This is a genomic window from Shewanella sp. UCD-KL12 (assembly GCF_001957125.1).
GTDB lineage: Bacteria > Pseudomonadota > Gammaproteobacteria > Enterobacterales > Shewanellaceae > Shewanella.
This window is the reverse complement of sequence record NZ_MPHJ01000015.1, coordinates 1-22791: the sequence shown is the minus strand read 5'-3', so window position 1 is coordinate 22791 and position 22791 is coordinate 1. Positions and strand designations below refer to the sequence as shown.

13 protein-coding genes and 7 tRNA genes are annotated in these 22791 nt (G+C 42.6%); 15 read left to right on the top strand and 5 right to left on the bottom strand.

Features of this window, described 5'->3' with window-relative positions:
* Positions 1-10 precede the first annotated feature (10 nt).
* The 9 genes from ybgF to BM736_RS19680 all read left to right on the top strand — a co-directional run bounded on the left by ybgF (position 11) and on the right by BM736_RS19680 (position 3964).
* Positions 11-739 (top strand): tol-pal system protein YbgF, encoded by a 729-nt coding sequence (gene ybgF, locus BM736_RS19720; protein ID WP_076415316.1) that lies wholly within the window; start codon positions 11-13, stop codon positions 737-739.
* A gap of 185 nt (positions 740-924) precedes the next feature.
* Positions 925-1000 (top strand) — tRNA-Lys (locus BM736_RS19715).
* 117 nt (positions 1001-1117) lie between these two features.
* Positions 1118-1193, top strand: a tRNA-Lys gene (locus BM736_RS19710).
* 44 nt (positions 1194-1237) lie between these two features.
* Positions 1238-1313 (top strand) — tRNA-Lys (locus BM736_RS19705).
* Between the two features lie 193 nt (positions 1314-1506).
* Positions 1507-1582: transfer RNA gene (locus tag BM736_RS19700), tRNA-Lys, on the top strand.
* A 44-nt stretch (positions 1583-1626) separates the two neighbouring features.
* Positions 1627-1702 (top strand) — tRNA-Lys (locus BM736_RS19695).
* Positions 1703-1747: 45 nt separating this feature from the next.
* Positions 1748-1823 (top strand) — tRNA-Lys (locus tag BM736_RS19690).
* Positions 1824-1866: 43 nt separating this feature from the next.
* A tRNA-Lys gene (locus BM736_RS19685) sits at positions 1867-1942 on the top strand.
* Positions 1943-2821: 879 nt separating this feature from the next.
* On the top strand, positions 2822-3964 hold the full coding sequence (locus tag BM736_RS19680; RefSeq protein WP_076415314.1) for a DcaP family trimeric outer membrane transporter: 1143 nt from the start codon (positions 2822-2824) through the stop codon (positions 3962-3964).
* Between the two features lie 126 nt (positions 3965-4090).
* Here the strand turns inward: BM736_RS19680 and BM736_RS19675 are convergent, their stop codons facing one another.
* The 3 genes from BM736_RS19675 to acs form a co-directional block, all read right to left on the bottom strand.
* Positions 4091-4360, bottom strand: coding sequence for a GrxA family glutaredoxin (locus BM736_RS19675; protein ID WP_076415312.1), 270 nt, complete (start codon positions 4358-4360; stop codon positions 4091-4093).
* 154 nt (positions 4361-4514) lie between these two features.
* On the bottom strand, positions 4515-6257 hold the full coding sequence (locus tag BM736_RS19670) for a DEAD/DEAH box helicase (RefSeq protein ID WP_076415310.1): 1743 nt from the start codon (positions 6255-6257) through the stop codon (positions 4515-4517).
* A 389-nt stretch (positions 6258-6646) separates the two neighbouring features.
* Complete coding sequence (gene acs, locus BM736_RS19665; RefSeq protein ID WP_076415309.1) at positions 6647-8599, bottom strand: acetate--CoA ligase; 1953 nt, start codon at positions 8597-8599, stop codon at positions 6647-6649.
* A 177-nt stretch (positions 8600-8776) separates the two neighbouring features.
* On the opposite strand from acs, the gene BM736_RS19660 reads away from it, so the two are divergent.
* The 3 genes from BM736_RS19660 (at position 8777) to BM736_RS19650 (ending at position 14443) form a co-directional block, all read left to right on the top strand.
* The gene (locus tag BM736_RS19660; protein WP_076415307.1) at positions 8777-12199 is read left to right on the top strand and encodes a PAS domain-containing hybrid sensor histidine kinase/response regulator; all 3423 of its coding nucleotides are present in this window, start codon (positions 8777-8779) and stop codon (positions 12197-12199) included.
* A gap of 165 nt (positions 12200-12364) precedes the next feature.
* Complete coding sequence (locus BM736_RS19655) at positions 12365-12976, top strand: fumarylacetoacetate hydrolase family protein (protein WP_076415305.1); 612 nt, start codon at positions 12365-12367, stop codon at positions 12974-12976.
* Positions 12977-13153: 177 nt separating this feature from the next.
* Positions 13154-14443, top strand: coding sequence for an FAD-binding oxidoreductase (locus tag BM736_RS19650; RefSeq protein ID WP_076415304.1), 1290 nt, complete (start codon positions 13154-13156; stop codon positions 14441-14443).
* Between the two features lie 56 nt (positions 14444-14499).
* Here BM736_RS19650 and BM736_RS19645 read toward each other — a convergent pair whose 3' ends face one another.
* Both BM736_RS19645 and BM736_RS19640 read right to left on the bottom strand, forming a co-directional pair.
* Positions 14500-15702, bottom strand: a complete 1203-nt coding sequence (locus BM736_RS19645; RefSeq protein WP_076415302.1) for an EAL domain-containing protein — start codon at positions 15700-15702, stop codon at positions 14500-14502.
* A 2-nt stretch (positions 15703-15704) separates the two neighbouring features.
* Positions 15705-17369, bottom strand: a complete 1665-nt coding sequence (locus tag BM736_RS19640; protein ID WP_076415301.1) for a response regulator — start codon at positions 17367-17369, stop codon at positions 15705-15707.
* Positions 17370-17541: 172 nt separating this feature from the next.
* On the opposite strand from BM736_RS19640, the gene BM736_RS19635 reads away from it, so the two are divergent.
* The 3 genes from BM736_RS19635 to BM736_RS19625 form a co-directional block, all read left to right on the top strand.
* On the top strand, positions 17542-20946 hold the full coding sequence (locus BM736_RS19635) for an ATP-binding protein (protein WP_179079086.1): 3405 nt from the start codon (positions 17542-17544) through the stop codon (positions 20944-20946).
* Entirely contained in the window at positions 20943-22436 is a 1494-nt protein-coding gene (locus tag BM736_RS19630; RefSeq protein WP_076415298.1) for a hypothetical protein, read from the top strand. Before BM736_RS19635 ends, BM736_RS19630 begins: the two co-directional genes overlap by 4 nt.
* Before the next feature lie 139 nt (positions 22437-22575).
* Positions 22576-22791, top strand: a 216-nt coding sequence (locus BM736_RS19625) for a transposase domain-containing protein (RefSeq protein ID WP_179079089.1), incomplete at its 3' end; no start/stop codon positions are given.

Below are 22791 nucleotides of genomic sequence, written 5' to 3'. Positions count from 1 at the left end.
AGGTTTATCCATGAAAAGAGCCGTATTAACAGCGGCGATTCTTCTCAGTATAGGTGCGGCGAATGCTGCACCAGCACCTGTTGCTGATGCAACAGGTAATTCTACTGAAGATAGAGTTGCACGTTTAGAAAGGATCCTTCAAGCAAAGCAGCAGTCAGAATTTCAGACTCAACAGCGCTTGGATACATTACAGCAGGAAGTACTCGATCTACGCGGCCTTAATGAGCAGCAAGGTTATCAAATCGATCAGATGCTACAACGTCAACGTCAGTTGTATGAAGAGATAGCTAATCTGTCAGCAAAGCCTGCGCAATTACCTGTAGTAACAACTCCTCAAAGTGGTACAGCTTCTCCAGTTTCGACTTTAGGTGAAACTGCAAGTTATGAGCAAGCTGTTAATTTGGTATTGAAGCAGAGAAAGTACGATGAGGCGATCCCTGCCTTTAAATCATTCATACAGCAATACCCCGATTCGACTTATGCTGCGAATGCGAATTACTGGTTAGGTCAACTGTTATATAACAACAGCGACTTTGAGCCAGCAAAGCAAGCCTTCGATACAGTTGTTCATAGTTTTAAAGATTCAAACAAGCGTGGCGACAGTTTAGTTAAACTTGGCATGATTGCTGAAAAGACAGGTCAGGTATCCTCTGCTAAAGTTTACTACCAGCAAGTCATCAAAGAGTATGCTAATAGCGCTGCAGCGCGCCTAGCGCAACAGCAGTTGTCTGCTCTTTAATCCTTATTTATCCAAAAAACATACTCTTAGTCTGTTTTTCATGCAAACAGCAAAAAATGCAAAATTTGCACTTGCATGCGAAGATGAAAAAGGTATTATAGGCGCCCTCAGAGCGGCAGAGTCGCTTGAGGGTCTAGAGTTAATCAGTTTTCAAATTGTTTAACAACAGATTTTGCTACTAAAATGGGTCGTTAGCTCAGTTGGTAGAGCAGTTGGCTTTTAACCAATTGGTCGAAGGTTCGAATCCTTCACGACCCACCACTTTTTTGAAAGTGTGCGAAATACGTTAAGTATCAGTCGCTAAACTCAAAACCACTCAACTGAAAGTGGACTCGCTTATTGAGATAGGCAAGCAAATTCAGATAGCAATACCGAGATGGGTCGTTAGCTCAGTTGGTAGAGCAGTTGGCTTTTAACCAATTGGTCGAAGGTTCGAATCCTTCACGACCCACCACTTTTCTAAAAGTGGCTAAAGAATTAGAAACAGTCTTACCAGACGGGTCGTTAGCTCAGTTGGTAGAGCAGTTGGCTTTTAACCAATTGGTCGAAGGTTCGAATCCTTCACGACCCACCACTTCTCCTAGTGGTAAAATTGGAGATGAAAGGCTAGTTCAGTTGATGCTTTAAATAAGCACAGTTGGCTTTATTCACTTTTTTTGAAAGTGTGCGAAATACATTGAGTATTAGTCGCTAAATTCAAAACCACTCTTCTGAAAGTGGACTTACTTATTTGATGAGTAAGCAAATTTAGAAAGCATTACCGAGATGGGTCGTTAGCTCAGTTGGTAGAGCAGTTGGCTTTTAACCAATTGGTCGAAGGTTCGAATCCTTCACGACCCACCACTTTTCTAAMAGTGGCTAAAGAATTAGAAACAGTCTTACCAGACGGGTCGTTAGCTCAGTTGGTAGAGCAGTTGGCTTTTAACCAATTGGTCGAAGGTTCGAATCCTTCACGACCCACCACTTTCTCTAAAAGTGGCTAAAGAATTAGAAACAGTCTTACCAGACGGGTCGTTAGCTCAGTTGGTAGAGCAGTTGGCTTTTAACCAATTGGTCGAAGGTTCGAATCCTTCACGACCCACCACTTTTCTAAAAGTGGCTAAAGAATTAGAAAAGTCTTACCAGACGGGTCGTTAGCTCAGTTGGTAGAGCAGTTGGCTTTTAACCAATTGGTCGAAGGTTCGAATCCTTCACGACCCACCACTTATCTTCGATTTTTCCCTAATTAGTCAATCTTTCTATTATCCTATGTCCTAAAACAGGTCGATAGCTCAGTTGATTCTTTATAAATGATTAGGCATTTAGCTCGATCATCTGTTTCATATAATAAAGTAGCCAAATAGTCTAAGTTTCGAATCCTTCCGTTCCTTATAACAGACACCACTTCCTCTAGTTTTTCCCTAATTAGTCAATCTTTCTATAATACTATTCTCTAAAGCAGGTCATTAACTCCCTTGATTTTTTTATCGTTAAACCGGCAATTGGTTTTGCTCACCTTTGCTTGTAAGTAGTCAGATCAGTTAGAGACTCAGATCTTTCCGTGACTTGAACCATCTGTGGGTCTTAAGATATATAGTTAAGAGACATAGTTTAGAGGCGTCGCTTTCTCAATATCTCATCTCTCCAGAGCTTGTTACTGCGCTTATCCCTGTTCCATTGAACTTTCGTCTTTCTTAGTGACTATTTTTCGCTATTTAACGCAAGGCGAGTTGTATCAATAGCTTGTTTGATTGTGCTTACTTGTCAGAAATTATGCTGTTTTGAGCAGTTTAATCGTTATAAATGAACGCCTAAACGAGTTTTTATTAGTGATTATTCCTATAGTTTTCCTCTTAGGGAGTGTTTGTAATACTTGTGCATAGTCAGTAGGTTAATTGCTAACCTACTGTTTATTAGCATATATATTGATTTTTAAACGTCCAGTTTATATTTGGCTCATGAGCTAAGTTATTGACGTAGCTTATTGTTTTAGAATCCGCTGTTATACTTTTGTCTCATAGACGTATTGCTAATGTTGTTCGATTGTTAACTCCGTCATATTCTTTTTGATAAAAAATAATGAAATGATATGGGAGAGAGATAATGAGACAAGCAAAAATAAGCCTTGTTGCAATGGCGACTATGCTAGCAGTCAGCTCTGGTGCACAAGCAGGCGATACAGAATTTAAGTTTGGCGGCTATGTAAAAACAGATGTTATGTTCAGTGATTACAGCAATGGAGCTCCAGATTCAGGCAATCTTTCTAGGCAGTTCTATGTACCAGGTACGATTTATGGTGACTCAAGTAACGGCAATCAAGTCGTTGACTTCCAGGCACGAGAGTCACGTTTTAATTTCAAAACAAGTACAGATCTCGACGGCCACAAACTCAGTGGCTTTATTGAATTAGACTTTATGACACATACTGATGGTAACGAGCGTGTGTCTAATAGCTACTCTCCACGTATCAGGCATGCCTTTGTGAGTTTTGATAATTGGACTGTGGGTCAAACTTGGACCACCTTCCAAAACCCTGGCGCACTGCCTGAGAACCTTGACTTTGTTGGTGCTGCTGAAGGTACACCTTTTGTCAGACAAACTATGGTTCGTTATACCAATGGTGGCTTCCAGTTTGCTGTGGAGAACCCAGAAACGACCGTTACTCCTCACGGTGGTGGTGCGAGAGTTACCAGTGGTAGCGGCATGGTGCCAGACTTTGTTGCTCGTTATAACTTTAAAACTGAAGGTGGTGCTAAATTTACCGTTGCAGGTTTAGCGAGACAGTTAAATATAGAGAAAGATGAGCTTGATACTCAAGAGATGGGTTACGGTGTCAGCTTTACTGGTGTTATTCCTGTAGGAAATGATGATATTAAGCTATCAGCGACTGCAGGAGATGGCTTAGGGCGTTATATGGCGCTTAACTATGCTAATGCTGGGGTAATTGATGAAAATGGTGATATAGAGACTATAAGCTCCTATGGCGGTTTTGCATCCTACCGTCACTGGTGGAATGATAAGTGGCGTTCAAGTTTTACCCTTTCAGGGTTTAAAGCTGATAATAATGAAACGTTAACAGGGGGCTCTGTCAACAAAGAGTCTTACTCAGGGTATGTAAACTTGCTCTACTCACCTGTTAAGCCTTTAACTGTGGGCGTTGAGTATATGTACGCAGAAAACACTAAGCAAAATGGTGATAATGGTGAGCTAAACCGAGTCATCTTCTCTGTGAAGTATGTGCTTTAACTCGTAGATTATCAGCAACTGCTATCTGTACTGATTGGTATTCATTACTGTAGAAAGCAAGATTGCTTAGATCAAAAAAAGGAGGCTTTAGCCTCCTTTTTTTATGTTCGTTAAACAGGTGCTGTATTAGACTGATGCAGCTAAAAGCTGATTGTCTCTTACATACTGTTCAAACTCAGTACAACCGCCAACGTGCTCTTTGTCTACGAATATCTGTGGCACTGTTTCAACAGGTTTTCCGACTGTTTTTTCAAGATCTGCTTTACTGATCCCTTCTGCATGAATATCAACATATTTAAACTTAAAGTCTTCACGAGACTCAACAAGTTGCTCAGAAAGTTGGACGGCTCTAACGCAGTATGGGCAGCCTGGACGGCCAAAAATTACAACAAACATATTAACTCCTGAAAATTTAATCGAGGCTTTTATACCATAAAAAGGTATAAAGTGCCTAACACTAACTGTAGAAAAAACGACCAACCCTTACGATGGAAGCGTTTCGTTATTGCTGTGTCTTTAATAAAACGAATGCTAAAAACCTAGGTAGGTATCAATTGATAAAGTTATTTTGGGTCTGATAGCGGCCAACATAATCAAAGAAACTATCGACTAGCTCCCAGCCTTTTTTCTGTTTTTTGAGGAGTAATAAGTCCGGCATTTTAAACTTGTCTCTATCGGCGATAACCTGTTTGATACTGGTGTAATGAGGATGTTTTATTCCGGGTGTGCGGGTATGGCTCAGTATAAAAATAGCGTAAAAAGCGCGGATTTGTGGCTTAGTATCAAACTTGAAATAGCGACAAAAGTCATTGCCATCTATGTCTATATACCTCACTTTTAACCTTTTCTGGTCCTCTTCAAATAGCATAGCGTCACATTTAAATAGGTGATGGTGACGTTGTTGTAGGACCTCTTTAAGGCGTTTATCTGGGTCGATGAGCACACTGTCGCAACTGTGGCAGATCCTAGCCGCGATATCGTTTTCTTCACCGCAATTGGGGCAGGCTTTAGATCTAAACCTAAAATCGCATTGCTGCTTTTGCTCATTGTTATCAACAAGCGCCTGACATCGACGGCCAAAGTGTTCGATGATATCGCCATCATCGTCGACAAGTCCCCAAAAGATGTTAGCAAAGTTGCAGACTGGGCAGTGCACCTGAACCGGAACACTCTTACTATTTGCTTTATTTTGACCGACTTCGGGAAAGAAAAGGTCGTAGCCATTAGCTGCATAGTCGATGACTAAGCACTCTGTTTTACCTTCACAAATTCTTAAACCTCGTCCAACCATCTGCTGAAACAAGCTTACTGAAGCCGTTGGCCGCAATATGGCAATAAGGTCAACATGCGGGGCATCGAAACCCGTTGTCAGCACGGCAACATTAATAAGAAACTTAATTTCTTTGGCTTTAAAGCTATTGATGATGCCATCTCTCTCATCAGAGCTGGTATCACCTGTTATTAATGCGGCTTCTTGTGCGGCTAATAGTTTTTTTATCTCTTTAGCGTGGCGAACAGTGGCAGCAAAAATGATCACGCCTTGGCGGCTACGACCAATTTCAATCAATTGGTTCACAATGGCTGTGGTCGCTCTGCCGCTATGGCTTAGGAGGTCATTGACTTCACTTTCTTGGTATTGACCTGCTTTAGAGGCTGACAGTGCGCTAAAGTCATATTGAGCCGAAAGGCCGTCGAATACTTTTGGTGTACTTAAAAAGCCTTGTTTAATAAGGGGGCGCATCGGCAATTCAAAAATGCACTGCTCAAATACGGCTTTTTCTGGGTTACCTATTTTTCCATGGTAGTGGTACCGATAGATCCAGCCCAAGTCTAAGCGATAGGGCGTGGCTGTTAAGCCCAGTAATCTTATCTTAGGGTTGACGGTCATAAGGTGCTTCAATAGCTGGTGATACTGGCTATCTTCATCTTTGCTGACCCTATGACACTCATCAATGATAACTAAGGAGAAAGGCTCGCTAAATTGCTTAGGGGCTCGAACTGCTGATTGAATGCTGGCGACGACTGTTTTGTGTGTCGTTGATTTCTGTTTGAGGCCTGCAGAGTAAATACCTGCAGCGGTTGTCAATAAGCCGACTTTTTCAGCATTTTGTGCGACAAGCTCTTTTACATGAGTCAATACTAAAACACGACCATTAGCGATTCTGGCAAGCTCAGCGATGACAATACTTTTCCCTGCCCCCGTGGGGAGGACGAGTACAGCTGAATCATGGCTTTTTTTAAAATGTTTTACTGCAGAGTCGACAGCTTGTTGTTGGTAATCGCGTAGTTGCACAAAATTCAGTTGTTAATCATGTTAGCGCACAAGCATAGCAAGACATGCTAAGAGTTTAAATATAATACCAACCAGCATAAGAAAGTGATCTACTCAGAGTATTTTTTGGCAACTAATTCAAGGCGAATAGCTGATGGAATGGTTATTCCCTTGTGGAGCTATTCAACGAGGAAGTAGGCAGCCAAAAACACTCCTGAAAGGCGAGTTTTAGCGCTTCATATGCTGTGTTAACGAGCTAGCACGTAGAATAACTATGCGCTTCACTCGTTGTCTTGCCTCTGAAGCGCTAATATCTCGCTGAGCGATCACATCTTTATGCTGATTGGTATAAGCCCCTCATGAGAGGGGCTTGATAGAATAACTTACGTTAACGTTTGTGAGTTTGGGGGTTACTCACTGCGGTTAAGGCGTGATTCAATAAGCGTATCAATCACTGCAGGATCTGCCAATGTTGAAGAGTCGCCCAAGTTTGTGACTTCATTCGCGGCAATCTTTCTTAAGAAGCGGCGCATAATCTTGCCTGAGCGAGTCTTAGGTAAGCCGCCAGCCCATTGAATAAGATCGGGTGTCGCCAAGGCGCCAATCTCTTTACGTACCCACTTTCTTAGGTCTTGTCGAAGCTCTTCGGTTTCAACTGTGCCCTTAGTTAGTGTCACGTAAGCGTAGATACCTTGGCCCTTAATGTCATGAGGGTAACCAACAACAGCGGCTTCAGCGACAAGCTCATGAGATACCAGTGCACTTTCGACTTCAGCTGTACCAAGTCTATGGCCTGAGACATTGATAACATCATCAACGCGACCAGTGATCCAGTAGTAACCATCTTCATCACGTTTAGCACCATCGCCGGTAAAGTACATACCGCGGAATGTCTTAAAGTAAGTCAAAGCAAAGCGCTCATGGTCGCCAAATACTGTTCGCATCTGTCCAGGCCATGAATCAAGCATAACCAAGTTACCTTCAGCAGCACCTTCTATGATGTTACCCATATTATCTACTAACGCTGGTTGTACACCGAAGAATGGGCGAGTAGCCGAGCCCGGTTTTGTATCTGTCGCGCCAGGAAGTGGGCTAATTAAAATTCCGCCAGTTTCTGTTTGCCACCATGTATCAACAATAGGGCACTGCTCGTGACCAATGACTTCGTTATACCAGCGCCATGCTTCAGGGTTAATTGGCTCACCAACAGATCCCATAATACGCAGTGAACTACCATCAAAATCAGTAAACTGCTCTTTTCCTTCAGCCATAAGTGCACGGATTAAGGTCGGGGCGGTATAAAGAATATTAACATTATGACGGTCTATAATTTCACCTAAACGTGACGGAGTCGGGTAGTTAGGTACCCCTTCATGGATAAGTACCGTTGCGCCATTAGCTAGCGGGCCATAGACCATATATGAGTGACCGGTGATCCAACCAACATCAGCAGTACACCAGTAAACCTCGCCATCTTTATAATCGAAGACATATTCATGGGTCATGGCAGCGTAAACCATGTAACCACCAGTAGTATGAAGCACACCTTTAGGGTTACCTGTTGAGCCTGAAGTATAAAGTAGGAATAGTGGGTCTTCTGCGCCCATCTCTTCAGCAACGCAATGCTCCGATGCAGTCTCCATGACAGAGTCCCACTTGATGTCGCGTCCCTCTTCCCAGTTGACTTCATTACCTGTGCGTTCAAGGACAATGACGCGCTCAACACAATCTACATCTGGATGTGAAAGTGCTTCATCGATATTGGCTTTTAGCGGGATAATGCGTCCTGCACGGACACCTTCATCAGCGGTGACAATGACTTTAGATTTACCATCAATAACACGTGATGCAATCGAGTCAGGTGAGAAACCACCAAATACGACAGAATGGATGGCACCTATACGGGCACAAGCAAGCATGACAACTGCAGCTTCTGGTACCATAGGCATATAAACAGTGACAACATCACCACGTCTTACGCCTTGGCTACGTAGTGCATTGGCAAACTTACAGACATCTCTGTGAAGCTCACCATAAGTAATCTTTCGTTGATCTTTTGCATCATCACCTTCCCAGATGATGGCAACTTTGTCCGCATCTTTTTCAAGGTGTCGGTCTAAACAGTTTGCTGAAGCATTCAGTGTGCCGTCATAAAACCAGTTAATAGAGAGGTTATGATCGTCAAAAGAGGTCTTTTTTACCTTAGTGAAAGGCTTAATCCAATCGATACGTTGACCGTGCTCTCTCCAGAAACCTTCAGGATTAACAATCGACTCTTGGTACATCTTTTTGTATTTTTCTTCATTGATATGTGCGTTTTCAGCGATTTCGCTTGAAACTTTGTAGAGAGACTGCGTGCTCATGGGGCTTCCCTTAATCTAATAGTGCGTGTTATGAGTATGAAGTCATTAGGCCTATTAGCTCTATTAGACCTTGGTCTAGTAACTGTTTTCCCTTAATTTTTAATCTGTTGAAGCATTAGTCTAGGCTAGATATCTTAGGTTAGATGTCGCACAATAGCCTAAAAAGATGAGATTTATATGAACTTGACGATTTTTGTAGGCGTTATTGCCGTTTTTTACGTGTTCTTACTATTTACTTTAGCGTGGGGAGCGGAGCGCTGGTTTAGCAAGATCACAAAAAAGATCCAAGTTTGGATATATGGACTTAGTCTTGCCGTTTACTGCTCATCTTGGAGCTTCTTAGGCACTGTTGGTCAATCCGCGCAGGATTTGTGGTCATTCCTCCCCATCTTTGTCGGCCCCATATTGATTTTTACCTTAGGTTTTGGCCTGTTGCGTAAGATGGTCATTGTTACTAAGACCCACAATATCACTTCGGTTGCTGACTTTATTGCGGCGCGTTACGGCAAATCTCAATTGCTCGCCGCTATTGTTACGCTTATTGCACTTTTTGGCATCATGCCTTATATCGCCCTACAACTTAAGGCGATGGTGTTCAGCTTTAACCTTTTTCAACCTGAAGACTCTCCCTTTGATGGCGCTAAAATATCGTTAATCATAACGGCCGTGTTGGCGATGTTTGCTATTCTTTTTGGCACAAGAAAACTCGATGCTACAGAACACAATCCCGGCATGATGTTAGCCATTGCTTTTGAGTCACTGGTTAAATTAGCGGCTTTTTTGCTGGTTGGAGTGGTGATAAGTTTCGGTTATTTTGATGGTTTTGGTGATATCTGGCGTCAAGCTGCTGAACGAGACTTGATCAGCAACCCTGTTATGCGCATAGAGAGCTTGATGCCTCAACTACTCGTGGGCATCGCCGCATTCTTGTGTATGCCAAGACAATTTCACGTGATGATGGTGGAATGTATCGATGAAAAAAGCCTATTAAAAGCCCGCTGGATCTTCCCACTTTACCTACTACTGTTTGGTCTGTTTGTTGCCCCCTTAGCGTTAGCGGGGAAAATCATATTAGGCGATAGCGTATCCGCTGACACCTATGTCATTAACTTGCCACTGGCACTCGACCAACCTTTATTAGCCGTTATTGCTTTATTAGGTACGCTCTCTGCGGCCACGGGAATGGTCATTGTTGCGGTCGTCACTATCAGTGTCATGGTCAGTAATGAGTGGTTAGTGCCGGTTATGCTGCGCACTGGCAAGATAAAACAGAAAAACTTTAGTCAGTTTTCGCAATTTCTACTTAATGCTCGCCGATTATCTATCATTATCATCTTGGGCTTAGGCTATTTCAGTTACTTGTCCTTTATGGATAGTGACTCACTATCGGCTCTGGGGATGCTCTCATTTGGCGCATTTGCACAACTCGCTCCAGCGCTTATTGGGGGCATGTATTGGAAGCATGGTAACCGCTCTGGGGTACTTGCTGGATTATTGGTTGGTTTTGGTCTCTGGTGTTTCATCTTGGTACAAGGGGCTAGCGATGCCAGCGTGGTATTTGGTAATGATTTTGGCTTGCTAGAATCTATCAACCCCAATGTGAGAGATATACTCACGGCGCTGCTTGCTAATTTAGCTTGCTATATATTGGGCTCTATGTGGTTTAGAGCTGGCGTTGCTGAGCGAATTCAAGCCAGTGAATTTGTCACTCCCGGTGAGCTAAAAAGCAATAGCATCCGTAAAGTGGCAACGGTTTCACAGCAGGACTTATTGATATTAGCAAGCCGGTTTATCAGCCCGACTCGTGCCTATGAAAGCTTTTCTAGATTTTCAGAAGAAGCAGTCAAAAGCGATAGCTGGCACAAGGCGGCGCCTGATGAGTTAATTGCTCATACTGAACATATTTTAGCGGGAGTTCTGGGTGGCTCAAGTGCCGCTTTAGTGATGGACTCAGTTCAACAGGGGCGTGATTTAGCGCTTGATGAAGTTTTCAGCTTAGTGGATGAAGCATCTTCGAAGATTATTTTAAGCCAAGATATGCTCAGGGGAGCGATTGAGCATGCCTATGAAGGCATGAGTGTGGTGGATAAGGACCTCAACCTTGTTGCCTGGAACCATAGATACTCTGAGCTTTATCAATACCCGGAAGACTTTCTTAAAGAGGGGATGCCGATTAGTGAGGTGGTTCGTTTTAACGCTGAACGTGGATTTTGCGGATTAGGCAACATCGACGACCAAGTCGAAAAACGGGTTCAACATATGCGCAATGGCACCGCACATGTGTCAGAGCGAGAGAGACAAGATGGCAAGGTGATCAAAATTCAAGGTAATCCAATGCCAGGCGGTGGCTTTGTGATGACTTTTACCGATATCACTCAATATCGAGAACATGCTAAGGCACTGCAGGAAGTTAATGACTCTTTAGAAGCTAGGGTAAAGGAGCGAACTTACGAGCTTGCATTGCTTAATAGTAAGTTATTAGAGGCCAAGGCGCAGGAGGAGATGGCAAATGCATCTAAGAGTAAGTTCTTAGCCGCCGTCGGCCACGATCTGATGCAGCCGCTCAATGCTGCCAGGTTATTTACCGCATCCCTATCTCAATACCCAAATCTGGATCAGGAGGGGAGGACAACTTTATCCCATGTGAACAGCTCTCTTAAGATCGCAGGTGAGCTACTTACCGATCTACTTGATATCTCTAAACTCGACTCAGGCATGATTGAGCTTAATAGACGTGACTTTGCTGTGTCTGAACTGCTTGATGGCTTAGCGGTAGAGTTTGCTGCGATGGCTAAAGATTATCAGATTAAATTCAGTATGGTGCCTTGTAGCGCTTCAATAAACTCGGATTTAAGTCTGTTAAGACGCGTACTGCAGAATTTTTTAACCAATGCTTATCGTTATGCAAAAGGTAATCGTGTCCTGCTAGGCTGCCGTGACCGTGGCGATGAGTTGGAAATTCAAGTACTAGATACCGGCTGTGGTATCGATGAAAGTGAAACGTTAGAGATTTTTAAAGAGTTTAAGCGTTTAGATAACCCTACCAGTAAGAGTGTGAGTGGCTTAGGGCTTGGGCTCGCCATCGCAGATCGTATTAGCCGCGTGCTCGAACATGAAATACAAGTCTCATCAAAACTTGGCCACGGTTCAGTGTTTTCAATTCGAGTTCCCAAAGGTAAAGCTATAGTAGAGCCACAAGTGAAGAAGACAGCATCTATGGTACAAGCACTAGCTGGAGTAAAAGTGCTTTGTATCGATAATGAAGAAGCGATTCTCGCTGGGCTTGAAAGTTTATTAAGTCGTTGGCAGTGCGAAGTGATTTGTGCAAAAGATCTAGCCGATGCTCGCATCAAACTCGGGCTTAAAGGGGTTGCGCCAGACATAGTGCTGGCTGATTACCACCTTGATAATGATCAAAATGGTGTTGATGCAATGGATGGGATTAGAGCCCTATATGGAAGCCATCTTCCAGGTGTCTTAATCACGGCGAACACCAACAAAGACCTTGTCGACGATGTAGAGCGTAAAGGCTATCGCTATATGGCGAAGATGGTCAAACCTGCGGCATTACGTGCGCTTATCTCTAGCTTAGTCAAGTGAGTGCTTTAAGGGCTATCTGAGTATGACAGGACATCTATGGGCTTAAAGATAAAGTGATAAAAAATAATGTGATAGAAAGCGTGAGTTTTGCTATAGCGTAAAACAGTCATACTCACTTTTGCTCTGTTATGATGAGAAAAATTTTGCTAAACACAGGAGTTGTTGATGAAAACGGTTGTGGTCGATAAACGAGTTTATACACCATCGAAAATTGTGTGTGTGGGCCGTAATTATGTTGAGCATATTAAGGAGCTTAATAACGAGACGCCAGATGAAATGGTGTTATTTGTTAAGCCTAATTCGGCAATCTCCACAGCGCTCAATAGTTTTCACCATGAAGCGCTTCATTATGAAGCCGAACTCTGTTTTATGGTTGAAAATAATCAGTTTTTCTCAGTAGGCGTAGGCCTAGATCTCACCAAAAGAGGCCTGCAATCTAAGCTCAAAGCGAAAGGTTTACCTTGGGAGCGAGCCAAAGCTTTTGATGGCTCTGCCGTGCTTTCTGACTTTGTTGCGATAGATGGTGTTAGCGAGACTTTGACATTTGAGCTGTGGATCAATGATGTCAGAGCTCAGTATGGCAATATTGCCCTCATGATGAATAAACCTGATGAAATAATTCAGGAGATATCCAATTTTATGAGCATCGAAGATGGAGACATAGTGATGACTGGCACCCCTAAAGGTGTGGGAGTCATTAATCGTGGCGATCTCTTTAGTGTTAAGCTTTTCGATAATGAGAGTTTACTGACACAAGCCCAGTGGCAGGCAATCTAGCTTTTGTAAAAAATAAATGACTATTCAGCATTGAAATAACTATTTTGTAAAATATTTAAATCATAACTGTTGACCGACAACTTCGCTCATATATACTGAAATTATTTACGGATGTAAAAAATATAACACACTCAGTGTGGAATAAGCACTGAATGAATGACCTGTCGGAGATAAATTATGCCTGAGCAACGCTGTGATTCCTATTACAACGCCACTATCAAAGATGAAACCAACTACCCAAGGCTTGAAGAGGAGCTAAGAGTCGATGTGGTCATTATAGGTGGCGGCTTCACTGGGGTTGCTACGGCGCTAGAGCTAGCAGAGAAAGGCATCAAAGTCGCTATTGTCGAAGCGAACAAGATAGGCTGGGGCGCTACAGGCCGAAATGGCGGACAAGTTACAGGTAGCTTGTCAGGCGATAGTGCAATGACTAAGCAGCTAAGAAACCAGATTGGGCAAGAGGCTGAGGAGTTTGTTTGGGATCTGCGTTGGCGAGGTCATGAGATCATTAAACAGCGTGTGGCAAAATATGATATCGATTGCGATCTAAAATTTGGTCATCTACACACCGCCTATAAACCTGCCCATATGGCAGAGATGCAGAAGACCTATGATGAAGGTGTAAAGCGGGGAATGGGGGATGAGTTACAACTTGTCTCTAAAACTGATATCCCTAAATACCTAGAAACACCTCTTTACCATGGTGGGTTACTTAATAAGCGTAATATGCACCTTCACTCGGTCAACTTGTGCATTGGTGAGGCGAGGGCGGCACATCGTCTAGGGGCTGTTATTTTTGAAAACTCTGCGGTGATTGATATTAGTGACGGTGTATTACCTGTAGTCAAAACTCAATACGGCTCGATAACGGCTAATAGCGTGCTATTAGCTGGAAATGCTTATCATAAGCTGGCACGAAAAAAATTAAAGGGCATGTTATTTCCAGCGTCTTTAGGCAATTGTGCCACGGTAAAGTTGTCACCTGATGTAGCCAAAGCATTAAACCCTCATGATGTTGCGGTTTACGATAGCCGCTTTGTGCTGGATTACTTTAGAATGACTGCTGATAACCGCTTAATGTTTGGTGGCGGTACTAATTACTCGGGTCGAGACTCAAACGATCTCGCATCAGAGCTTAGACCTGCCATTGAGCGAACCTTTCCCCGGTTAAAGGGAGTGGACATTGAGTTTCAGTGGACTGGTATGGCTGGCATCGTGGTTAACCGAATTCCGCAATTGGGCAAAGTATCAAGCAATGTGTTTTACTGCCAAGGCTACTCAGGCCATGGCGTGGCAACATCCCATATAATGGGGGAGATCATGGCTAATGCCATAATAGGCCAACTCACTGAGTTCGACCTATTTGCGAATATGAAGCATATTCGCATACCGATGAATGATTGGTTTGGCAACCAGGCTATGGCACTGGGGATGACCTATTACCGCATGTTGGAACATTTCAAGTAACACGACAAATATCCTGTAACTGATGTCTTATTCGGTCACTGAACTGGGCATGTCAATTAGGCTGGAATGCGATCCCTTGTTCGTTCAAGTAGATGAGAAAAATCGGTTTCAGCCACTGGCTTACTTATGAGATAACCTTGCAAAATATCACAACCTAGCTCTTTAAGTTTTTGTTTCTGCTCTATGCTCTCAACGCCCTCAGCGACAGATTTTAGCTCAAGCTGTTTAGCTAGCATGAGGGAGAATTTAACTGCTGCCATATGCTTATGACTTGTAAGCATATTCTTGGTAAAGGATTGATCGATTTTCAACTCACTAAATGGAGTATCGATAAGCTGCTTTAAACTGGAATGTCCAGTACCAAAATCATCGATTGAGATCTTTATACCATTCAGCCTCAATCGGCTGACGGTATTTAGCAGTGTGCCTATGTTTGAAGAGAGCTCTGTCTCTGTGATCTCTAAGGTTAAATACTTATTGGGTAGCTTACACTTGTTTAGTAATCTCAATAAGTTATCGGTAAAATCTTGTTTGTCTAAATCGCTTTGAGCTACGTTAACGGAGATATTTAGATTAAAACCAGCTTGATGCCAAGATTTACAGGCAAACACAGCTTGCTTAGTGATCACTTCCGTTAAAATTGAACTCAGTCCTACCTTCATCAAGGTATCAAGAAAATAGTAAGGAGACAGTAGTCCGTGAATGGGATGCTGCCAACGTACTAAAGCTTCTGCGCCCGTTATTCGATCTGTTTTAGCACTCAAGTGAGGCTGGAAGTAGGCGATAAACTCACCATTTTGTAAACCCTGATAGAGTTCAGACTCTGTTGGCTGATAGGCTAGTTTCTCTTTAGGTGAACTCATTGGCGCTAACATCTGCAGTTTCAGGGTTTCTGTAAGCTGCTTTGCTGTCACAGGTTTACAGATATTCGTGACGCGATTAAGGCCATATGAGTGAGCCATCTTTATCACTGAAGTCACTACGTCCTCATCGGCTGCGCTAATTAACGTGATAGGGCATTGGAGTTGGCGTTCAGATAAGCAGCGCAAAAGCTCTACGCCATCCATATGAGGCATATTAAGATCACAAAGGATAAGTTCAGGCACAAGCCCATTATCTAATTGGTTGAGCGCCGCAATGCCGTTATCTGTCAATATTATTTTGGCGCTTGTAAGGCGAGAAAGAATTTTACTAATCACTTGCTGCTGAAATGGATCATCTTCGATGACTAAGATCTTAGTTATGCTATTCATGTTCATATTTAGGCCGCTAGTTCAACAAGTTGGAGCTGTTTAGAGAGGGTTTCACAGTGCAGTTGATGTCGAGCACTTTTGGCAATATCTTCATGAAAGAGCAGCTCTTTACATCTTATCGCTAACTCCCCAACAGACTTTTTACTCCAACCTTCAGGCCAAGCATGTGTTAAGCACTCGATGAGCCTCAAGCAAGCCTCTGAGTCGGCTTGATTGAGCTCTACAGCTTTGAGCATGGCTTGAGTGGCCAATTTATAATTGCCTAGGGCAATGCTTTGCATCGCTTTGGTCTTGTTATTTTCGGCTTCGAGCCTAAATTGCTCTATTTGAGAACGCCACTGTTGAATGTATTGGATTAAACATAGGGTATTAACTGTGTCACTTTCTGCAGCAAGCTCAGATAAAAGTGAGTCGATGACCGCTTTATATTCGTTGGGCATATTGAGAAGGTAATAAACCTTGGCTAGCTCGAACTGCTCATATGAGTTGGCTTGATACTGAACATTATCGGTTAACCAAGCTTGGTATTCGGTAAAGTAGACTCTTGCTTTACTTATCTCACCTCTCACAGCATTGGCGCGGGCCAAAATGATTAGCTCAAACGCTTTATATTTACTTCTCGAGTAATTTGCACGCCAGCCAGTACAACACCTACTGACATTCATCAGTAGTTTAAGCCGGTTATCGGGCGATGTGAGTTGTACCTTGTCGAGTAAAAGTTGAACGTTCAGCTGGTGAAGCTCAATGGTTTCCCTAAAAGAGTGTTTGGCGCGTTGCATCGCAGAGTCCGCTGCGGTTACTGCATTATCAATATCAAAAACAGCCATAGCGATATGGACTTTACTGAGTTGTCGAGTGACATTTTTGGGTGACTTAGAGACTGAGGCTGAAATTTTATCGAGCGCCTCAACAAACTGATTTTGTCTTATAAATTGCTCAGCAGATAGTTCAAGTGCAGCAGCGCAGTTTATTGGGTCTTTCTCTAATGGAGTTAGCAGTGACTCACTGTGGGAATATTGCTTCTGAGCGATGGCAATACGCGCCAACTCCATCGTCACTTTTATTTTTTCTGAGCCTTGCCTTAGGCTAACCAGAATATTTCTAGCATCATTATATTGACCAAGTTTGGAGAGGGACCTTGCTTTAAGAAACTGCGTTGATTGATGGAGCTCCTTGGCTTTATTTATCGACTCTTCAGCTTGCTCGATAGTATCTTGATAATCGCCTTTAGCATAAGCCTCGAGCAAATTTCCAATCATACGTTTGCGGCGGGTGAATTTAGGTAACCGCTCTTGTAGTGTTTTAAAGTTCAAAGGTTTCACGAGATAACCATCTGCATCCAGCTCTGCAAACCCTCTAACGACCTCAGCTGAAGCGTCACCAGTGACAATAATGACAACGCAATCAGGTTGAAGCGCTTGATTATGAATAAGCTCGTCAAGTAGTTGATGCCCATTAGTTTTCTCGCCTAGATTGTAGTCACATAATACGAGTTGTATTGCATTTGTAATGCAAAACTGTTTAGCGGTGTAGGCATCTTTGGCCAGCAAGATCTGGCTTGCGGCTATCCCCATTTTTTGAAGCATTCCCTTCGCTGCCGTCCTATACATAGGGCAGTCGTCAATGACTAATATTGGTCGTTGACTCGACAGAGAATGTAAAACTTCAGTCATAGGGTTTCCTCGGTGATTTTAGCTAACGTGCAAAATAGATGCTGATTTTATCATCGAAAAGAATTAAAATACACCTGTATATTTATGTGTGTGGTTTGATGTTCTTTTTTTGAGTGTTGAGGAAATGAAAAATTTGAGACTTTCGGTAATAAGTAACCTATTGATTACTTGCTTGTTTATATATTCAATGTGTTTCTTCGCTTGGGCTGGGGAAAGTGCTAATCAAACGAAATTAACCAGCAGAAATCATGAAGCCCTTATCGTAGGCCTTCCTTATTTAGAGGGAGATAGTGATCTTCCAATCGAAGGTTTACGAGATTACTTAGAAAGCTTTTGGCGTGATTGGGGGCAAGCGTACCAGCACAAGATTGAATTTTATCCTGTTAACCTCCAAAGCGCTGCTAATGCGCTACAAGAGGGCCAAGTAGATATTTTAGCAACCTCTTTTTATCAAGCATCATTGGCAGAGTTGCAATATGTCAGCATTCCTTATGTGACTTTCTCAGGGGCTCTTTATAGGCAATATGCGAGTGCAACCCCAGCAAAAAGTGCAGCATTACACATACCGCTTGCTGAAAATGGCTTTGATAACCCCTTTCATTTAACAAAGACCGCTAACTTTTGCGAGCTAATCTCTGATGAGTCTGATATCGACTTAATTTATAGTTGGGCGCCATGGCTAGCGAGTGAAGAGCTTAAAAAACTGCCCCGTGGAATGCGTTTTCATAAGCTCCAAAAAGCGGCACCTAAACTTCATATGAGAGCTGCTGTAACACATGATAACCGAGATCTGATTCTAGAGATAAATCAGTTTATGCGCAGCTTTGACTCTGCGAGAGCAAAGCGACAATGGCAAGAACACTTTAGTGATAGTACTCCATTCTTTGATACGGCGCTGGGAGATTACGCCACTGATCTGCCAGCAGAGCTCCAACACTATATTGCTGATAACCCGATCAGCAGTTATGCCTATTTTGACGGTGGTTTTCCACCCTATTTAATACAAGGTGAAACGCAAGTTGTTGGTTATATTCCAGATCTACTCAATAGTATTGCTAGTCGTACAGGGCTCACTTTTCAAGCAAAACGATTTGGTACTGTAAATCAGGCCATTGATGGCATTAAAAGTCAGCAAGTGGATCTGCTCTCTAACCTTTTCAAAACCCCTCAACGTGAACGGGAGATGTTGTTTAGCCAGCCATTCGATAACTCCATGACAGTTATAGTGAGTAATCGACATGACCAATTTCTTGGTTTTCATGAGTTAAGAGACAAGGTTATCGTTGCGGCTGAAGGGACCCAAGTCAGTAAAAAGCTCAGGCTGCTGCACCCTAATGAACAGATATTGCTGGTTGATACTATGGATGATGCTTTACTGGCTGTGGCTGAAGGGGCTGCTGATGCGTTTATTGGCAATGGACTGAATGCAAGCTTTAAGATCCACAAACTCAATCTTGGGCACCTAGCTGTTAATAAGCCTCAAGGTTTTGATAATGATCAGCTGTACTACTTTGGCGTCGACAAAGGTAAACCGCAGCTCAATGCACTTATAGACATTGGTTTACATAGTATTGGGGATTTAGAGCTCGATCAGCTTCATCAAAAGTGGGTGAGCTCTGTGCTTGTACAGGGAGCGGATAAACGGTACGAAACACTCTATCGCCAGGTCAGTACTACAGGTCTTATTGCGCTATTAATCGCACTTTTTGTTGGCACAGCGATTCATATTCATCTTAAAAACCTGCGAAAAACAAAGGTAGAGGTGATTGATGCGCTTGCTCAAGCTGAAAAGTCGCGTGAGCATGCAGAGGTGTTAGCTAGAGCCAAAACAGACTTTCTGGCGAGGATGAGTCATGAAATTAGAACGCCCATGAACGGAGTGCTTGGTATGGCTGAGGCTTTGTCCTATACCAAGTTGAACCTAGAGCAAAAAGATCTATTAGACACACTTAATGGCTCTGCACAAAACTTAATGGCCCTGCTAAATGATGTATTGGACTTTTCAAAAATGGATGCGGGGAAACTGACCGTTGAGCTAACGCCTGTCAGTCTTAATGGTGTTTTAACCAATGTGATTGATAACTTCCGTCATAAGGCGAAATCCAGCGGGTTAGCGTTAAACCTACGTATCGACAAACAGCTGAGTGAAAACTACCTCACCGACCCAACTCGGATGATGCAACTACTCAATAACCTTATCTCAAATTCGATCAAATTTACCTCCAGTGGATTTATTGAGTTAAGTGCTCAACTGCTGAGTGTTGATAGTCATGAGCCAAGCTCACACACAATACGAATCGATGTCAGAGACACGGGCATCGGTATAGATAAAGATAAAGTCGCAACACTGTTTGATCCCTTTACTCAAGCCGAAGGAGATACAACGAGACGCTTTGGTGGTACAGGCTTAGGCCTAAGCATATGTAAAGAGATTTCAGAAGCCCTTGGTGGTGAAATTAAAGTGACCTCGATGCCAGGAAAAGGCAGTCTGTTCTCTCTCATCCTCTCATTGACTCGTACCGATGAAGCTGGACTACTCCATAGTAAGCCTGATGAACACTTGAGTGATAAGTGTCTGCTGGCAACCTTTTCTAATCTTAATATTCTGCTAGCTGAAGATAATCCTGTAAATAGAAAGGTGATTGGTGGACAGCTTGCGAGATTAGGCTTGGAGGTTGATCAAGCTGAGAATGGGCTTATCGCCTATCAGATGTATCAGCAGGGGGATTACGACATTATTATCTCTGATTGTCACATGCCGGAGATGGATGGTTTTACCTTAGCAAATCTTATTAGTGAATATAGAGAAGGGGTCAGGCCAAGATTAATTGCGATCACAGCTGATGCATTAAGTGGCGCAGAGCAGTCATGCCTGAGTGCAGGCTTTGACAACTATATTGCCAAGCCTTGCCCCATAGATATCTTAGAGCAAAAGTTATTATCAGAGATTGATAGGTTATTAGTGTCGTCTCCACTACTCGTTGTCACTAATGAGGAGCAAATTGACCTCAACGTGAGCGATATCCTAGAGAGTGAACATTTAGCTTCTCAGCTAAAAACTGCTGAACTCAACCCAGAGTTAGATGATTTTGCAGTGGCTGTACTTAACCAAGAGGCTGCTGGTTTTACATTAGCTGAAGATAGCAGCTTTGAAGAGAAGCATGCCCTTATTAGGGAGGGTAGTTCAGATGTTAGTCATGTTGTTTGCCCGCCATTAGAGATGACAAGCCCGTTTTTTGTACCTAATCATCTACTTGAGTTAAGCGGTGATGATAAAGAGATTGCCATTGAGATCTTAGAGGTTTATCTCGCTGGTACAGATGAGGACATTCGCCAAGTGCAATTACAGTTGGAAAATGCAGATTATCGGCTATTGAAAGATATCGCACACCGCATAAAAGGCAGTGTTAGGTATTTAGGGGCTGCCGAGTTAGGGGATCTTACTCAGTGTTTAGAGATAGCTTGTAATACTGAAGATAGTACTAACGTACAAACACTCTGCAAGGAGTTAATTACTGGGCTTGAAACAGTTAAGTGCGAAGTTGTTGAGTGGTTGGCACAAGAGGTAAATGTATGATTAAGCAGTTATGGGCTAACTCAATTGAGCGACGCTTACTGATGATGTTTTTTGTCTTCGCCGTTGTGTTATCAATTGTTGTGGCTGCATTTCGCGCTTGGGAAGTGACGAGTGAATTTACACGCTTGGAGCTTATGCAGGCTGAAAAATATGCCAGGATTTCAGTTGGGTATTTAGAGCATGAATTATCACACATTGATAATATTGATTTAGATACGATTGATTTAGATAGTATCAAGGCAGGTAGAATCAAGGTAGACAGTATCGATATAGGTAAAGCTTTCCGAAAGAGGGGGGATGATGTTGGTGAGCGAAGTAATAATTCCACAAGTCCGTTACTGACGCCATCGGTAATAACGCTTTCAATGTTAGAGCAAATAAAGCTTGATGCTTTATTTATACTCGATAGTGATAATCAAGTCATCGATGGCAGATCGAGTTTATCGTTAGATCAAGAAAACAATCTACTGAATAAAGTGCTTAACTTTGCTCCTCGTTTATCTGCTGAAAATAGCGCGAAAGGTTTATTGCTTGTGAATGAGAGTGCCTTTTTGTTTGCGATGAATAAACGCCCTCAGTTATCAGCAGAATATAATGCTCAACTTACCTACTTCACTTTTCAAAAGTTAGATCGTGAGCTTTTTTTAAAACTATCTAACGCCATTAATGAGAATGTCGAGCTGTTATATGACTCTCGAGTGTCGGCGGTGCAACCTGTATACCTGTTAAATAACAAACTGCAATTTTCACTCGACGCTATCTCAAGAGAAAATGAGCTAGTGAATGCAAACTTCCATCTTTACGATGCTAACGATACTCAAATAGAGCTGAGTCTTAAGCTTGAATTTAAAGCATTCAAAAGTCACTTCTATGGACCTCTGTTTACCTTGGTTCCGAGTTTAGTACTGACAATGCTAGTGAGTATATTTCTGCTCTTAGTCGTGAGGTTTTTTATCACTCAGCCTCTGTTGGCGCTGTCTGATAATCTACATAGGTTGAAAGGGGTTGACGGTAAGTTTAAACCTATGAAGGTACATAGAGATGACGAGCTGGGCCGATTAGTAGACGATATTAATAAGCTATTCTCTCGGTTGTATAAGAAGGAGCAGTTTAATAAATTATTATTAAGCTCTATTGATAACTTGGTTTTTGTGCTTGATAACCGAGGCCGGATAACTTTTGCAACTCAAGCATCTGCCGATTGGTTAGGCGTAGAGATTAGAGACGTTATTAATTTTGAGCTAGACTTTTTACTGACTAACGTCGCTGATGAAACGCCCTCTGTTTCAACTTGGTCTCATCAAATTCTGAATGAACAAAATAGTATTTCATATGATTGTCAGCTAAGAAGTATGACGAGCCCCGAGCATATCTATAAAGCTCAAGTGAGAGGTTATCCAATAGATTCCGAAGATGCGGAGCTTTCTGGTGGGATTATCATTATCCGCTTTAATGATAGCGATGAGTTTATTGATCTATTAGATGAGTAGAGAAAGTAAAGGCCACATCAGCTAGTTGTTTACAATAAAAAAGCCAATCAATAGGATTTAATGCCGATCGTTTAAGAGGACTTGAACGATCCTGCAGATGAAAGATAATCCCTACCAGTATTCTGGTGGGGATTTTTTTATGTTTGCGCAAGAGCTTGAGCTAGTTCATGAGTCTGTTGAAGAAAGTGGGTCTTATGGTTCTGTAATGGAGGCTATTGATTCAGAGTGGATAGAGCAGTCATTACTCACAGCCAACAAGGCAAGTATCCGTAATCGCCGTTTGCCTGCACAGCAGGCAGTCTGGCTCGTGCTTTGGATGGGGTTAATACGTAACCAGTCCATCAAAGAGGTTTGT

Coding starts and splice junctions, on each gene's coding strand:
- BM736_RS19640 (WP_076415301.1), bottom strand. CDS start 17,369: ATGACTGAAGTTTTACATTCTCTGTCGAGTCAACGACCAATATTAGTC.
- BM736_RS19655 (WP_076415305.1), top strand. CDS start 12,365: ATGAAAACGGTTGTGGTCGATAAACGAGTTTATACACCATCGAAAATT.
- BM736_RS19650 (WP_076415304.1), top strand. CDS start 13,154: ATGCCTGAGCAACGCTGTGATTCCTATTACAACGCCACTATCAAAGAT.
- BM736_RS19645 (WP_076415302.1), bottom strand. CDS start 15,702: ATGAACATGAATAGCATAACTAAGATCTTAGTCATCGAAGATGATCCA.
- acs (WP_076415309.1), bottom strand. CDS start 8,599: ATGAGCACGCAGTCTCTCTACAAAGTTTCAAGCGAAATCGCTGAAAAC.
- BM736_RS19630 (WP_076415298.1), top strand. CDS start 20,943: ATGATTAAGCAGTTATGGGCTAACTCAATTGAGCGACGCTTACTGATG.
- ybgF (WP_076415316.1), top strand. CDS start 11: ATGAAAAGAGCCGTATTAACAGCGGCGATTCTTCTCAGTATAGGTGCG.
- BM736_RS19675 (WP_076415312.1), bottom strand. CDS start 4,360: ATGTTTGTTGTAATTTTTGGCCGTCCAGGCTGCCCATACTGCGTTAGA.
- BM736_RS19660 (WP_076415307.1), top strand. CDS start 8,777: ATGAACTTGACGATTTTTGTAGGCGTTATTGCCGTTTTTTACGTGTTC.
- BM736_RS19680 (WP_076415314.1), top strand. CDS start 2,822: ATGAGACAAGCAAAAATAAGCCTTGTTGCAATGGCGACTATGCTAGCA.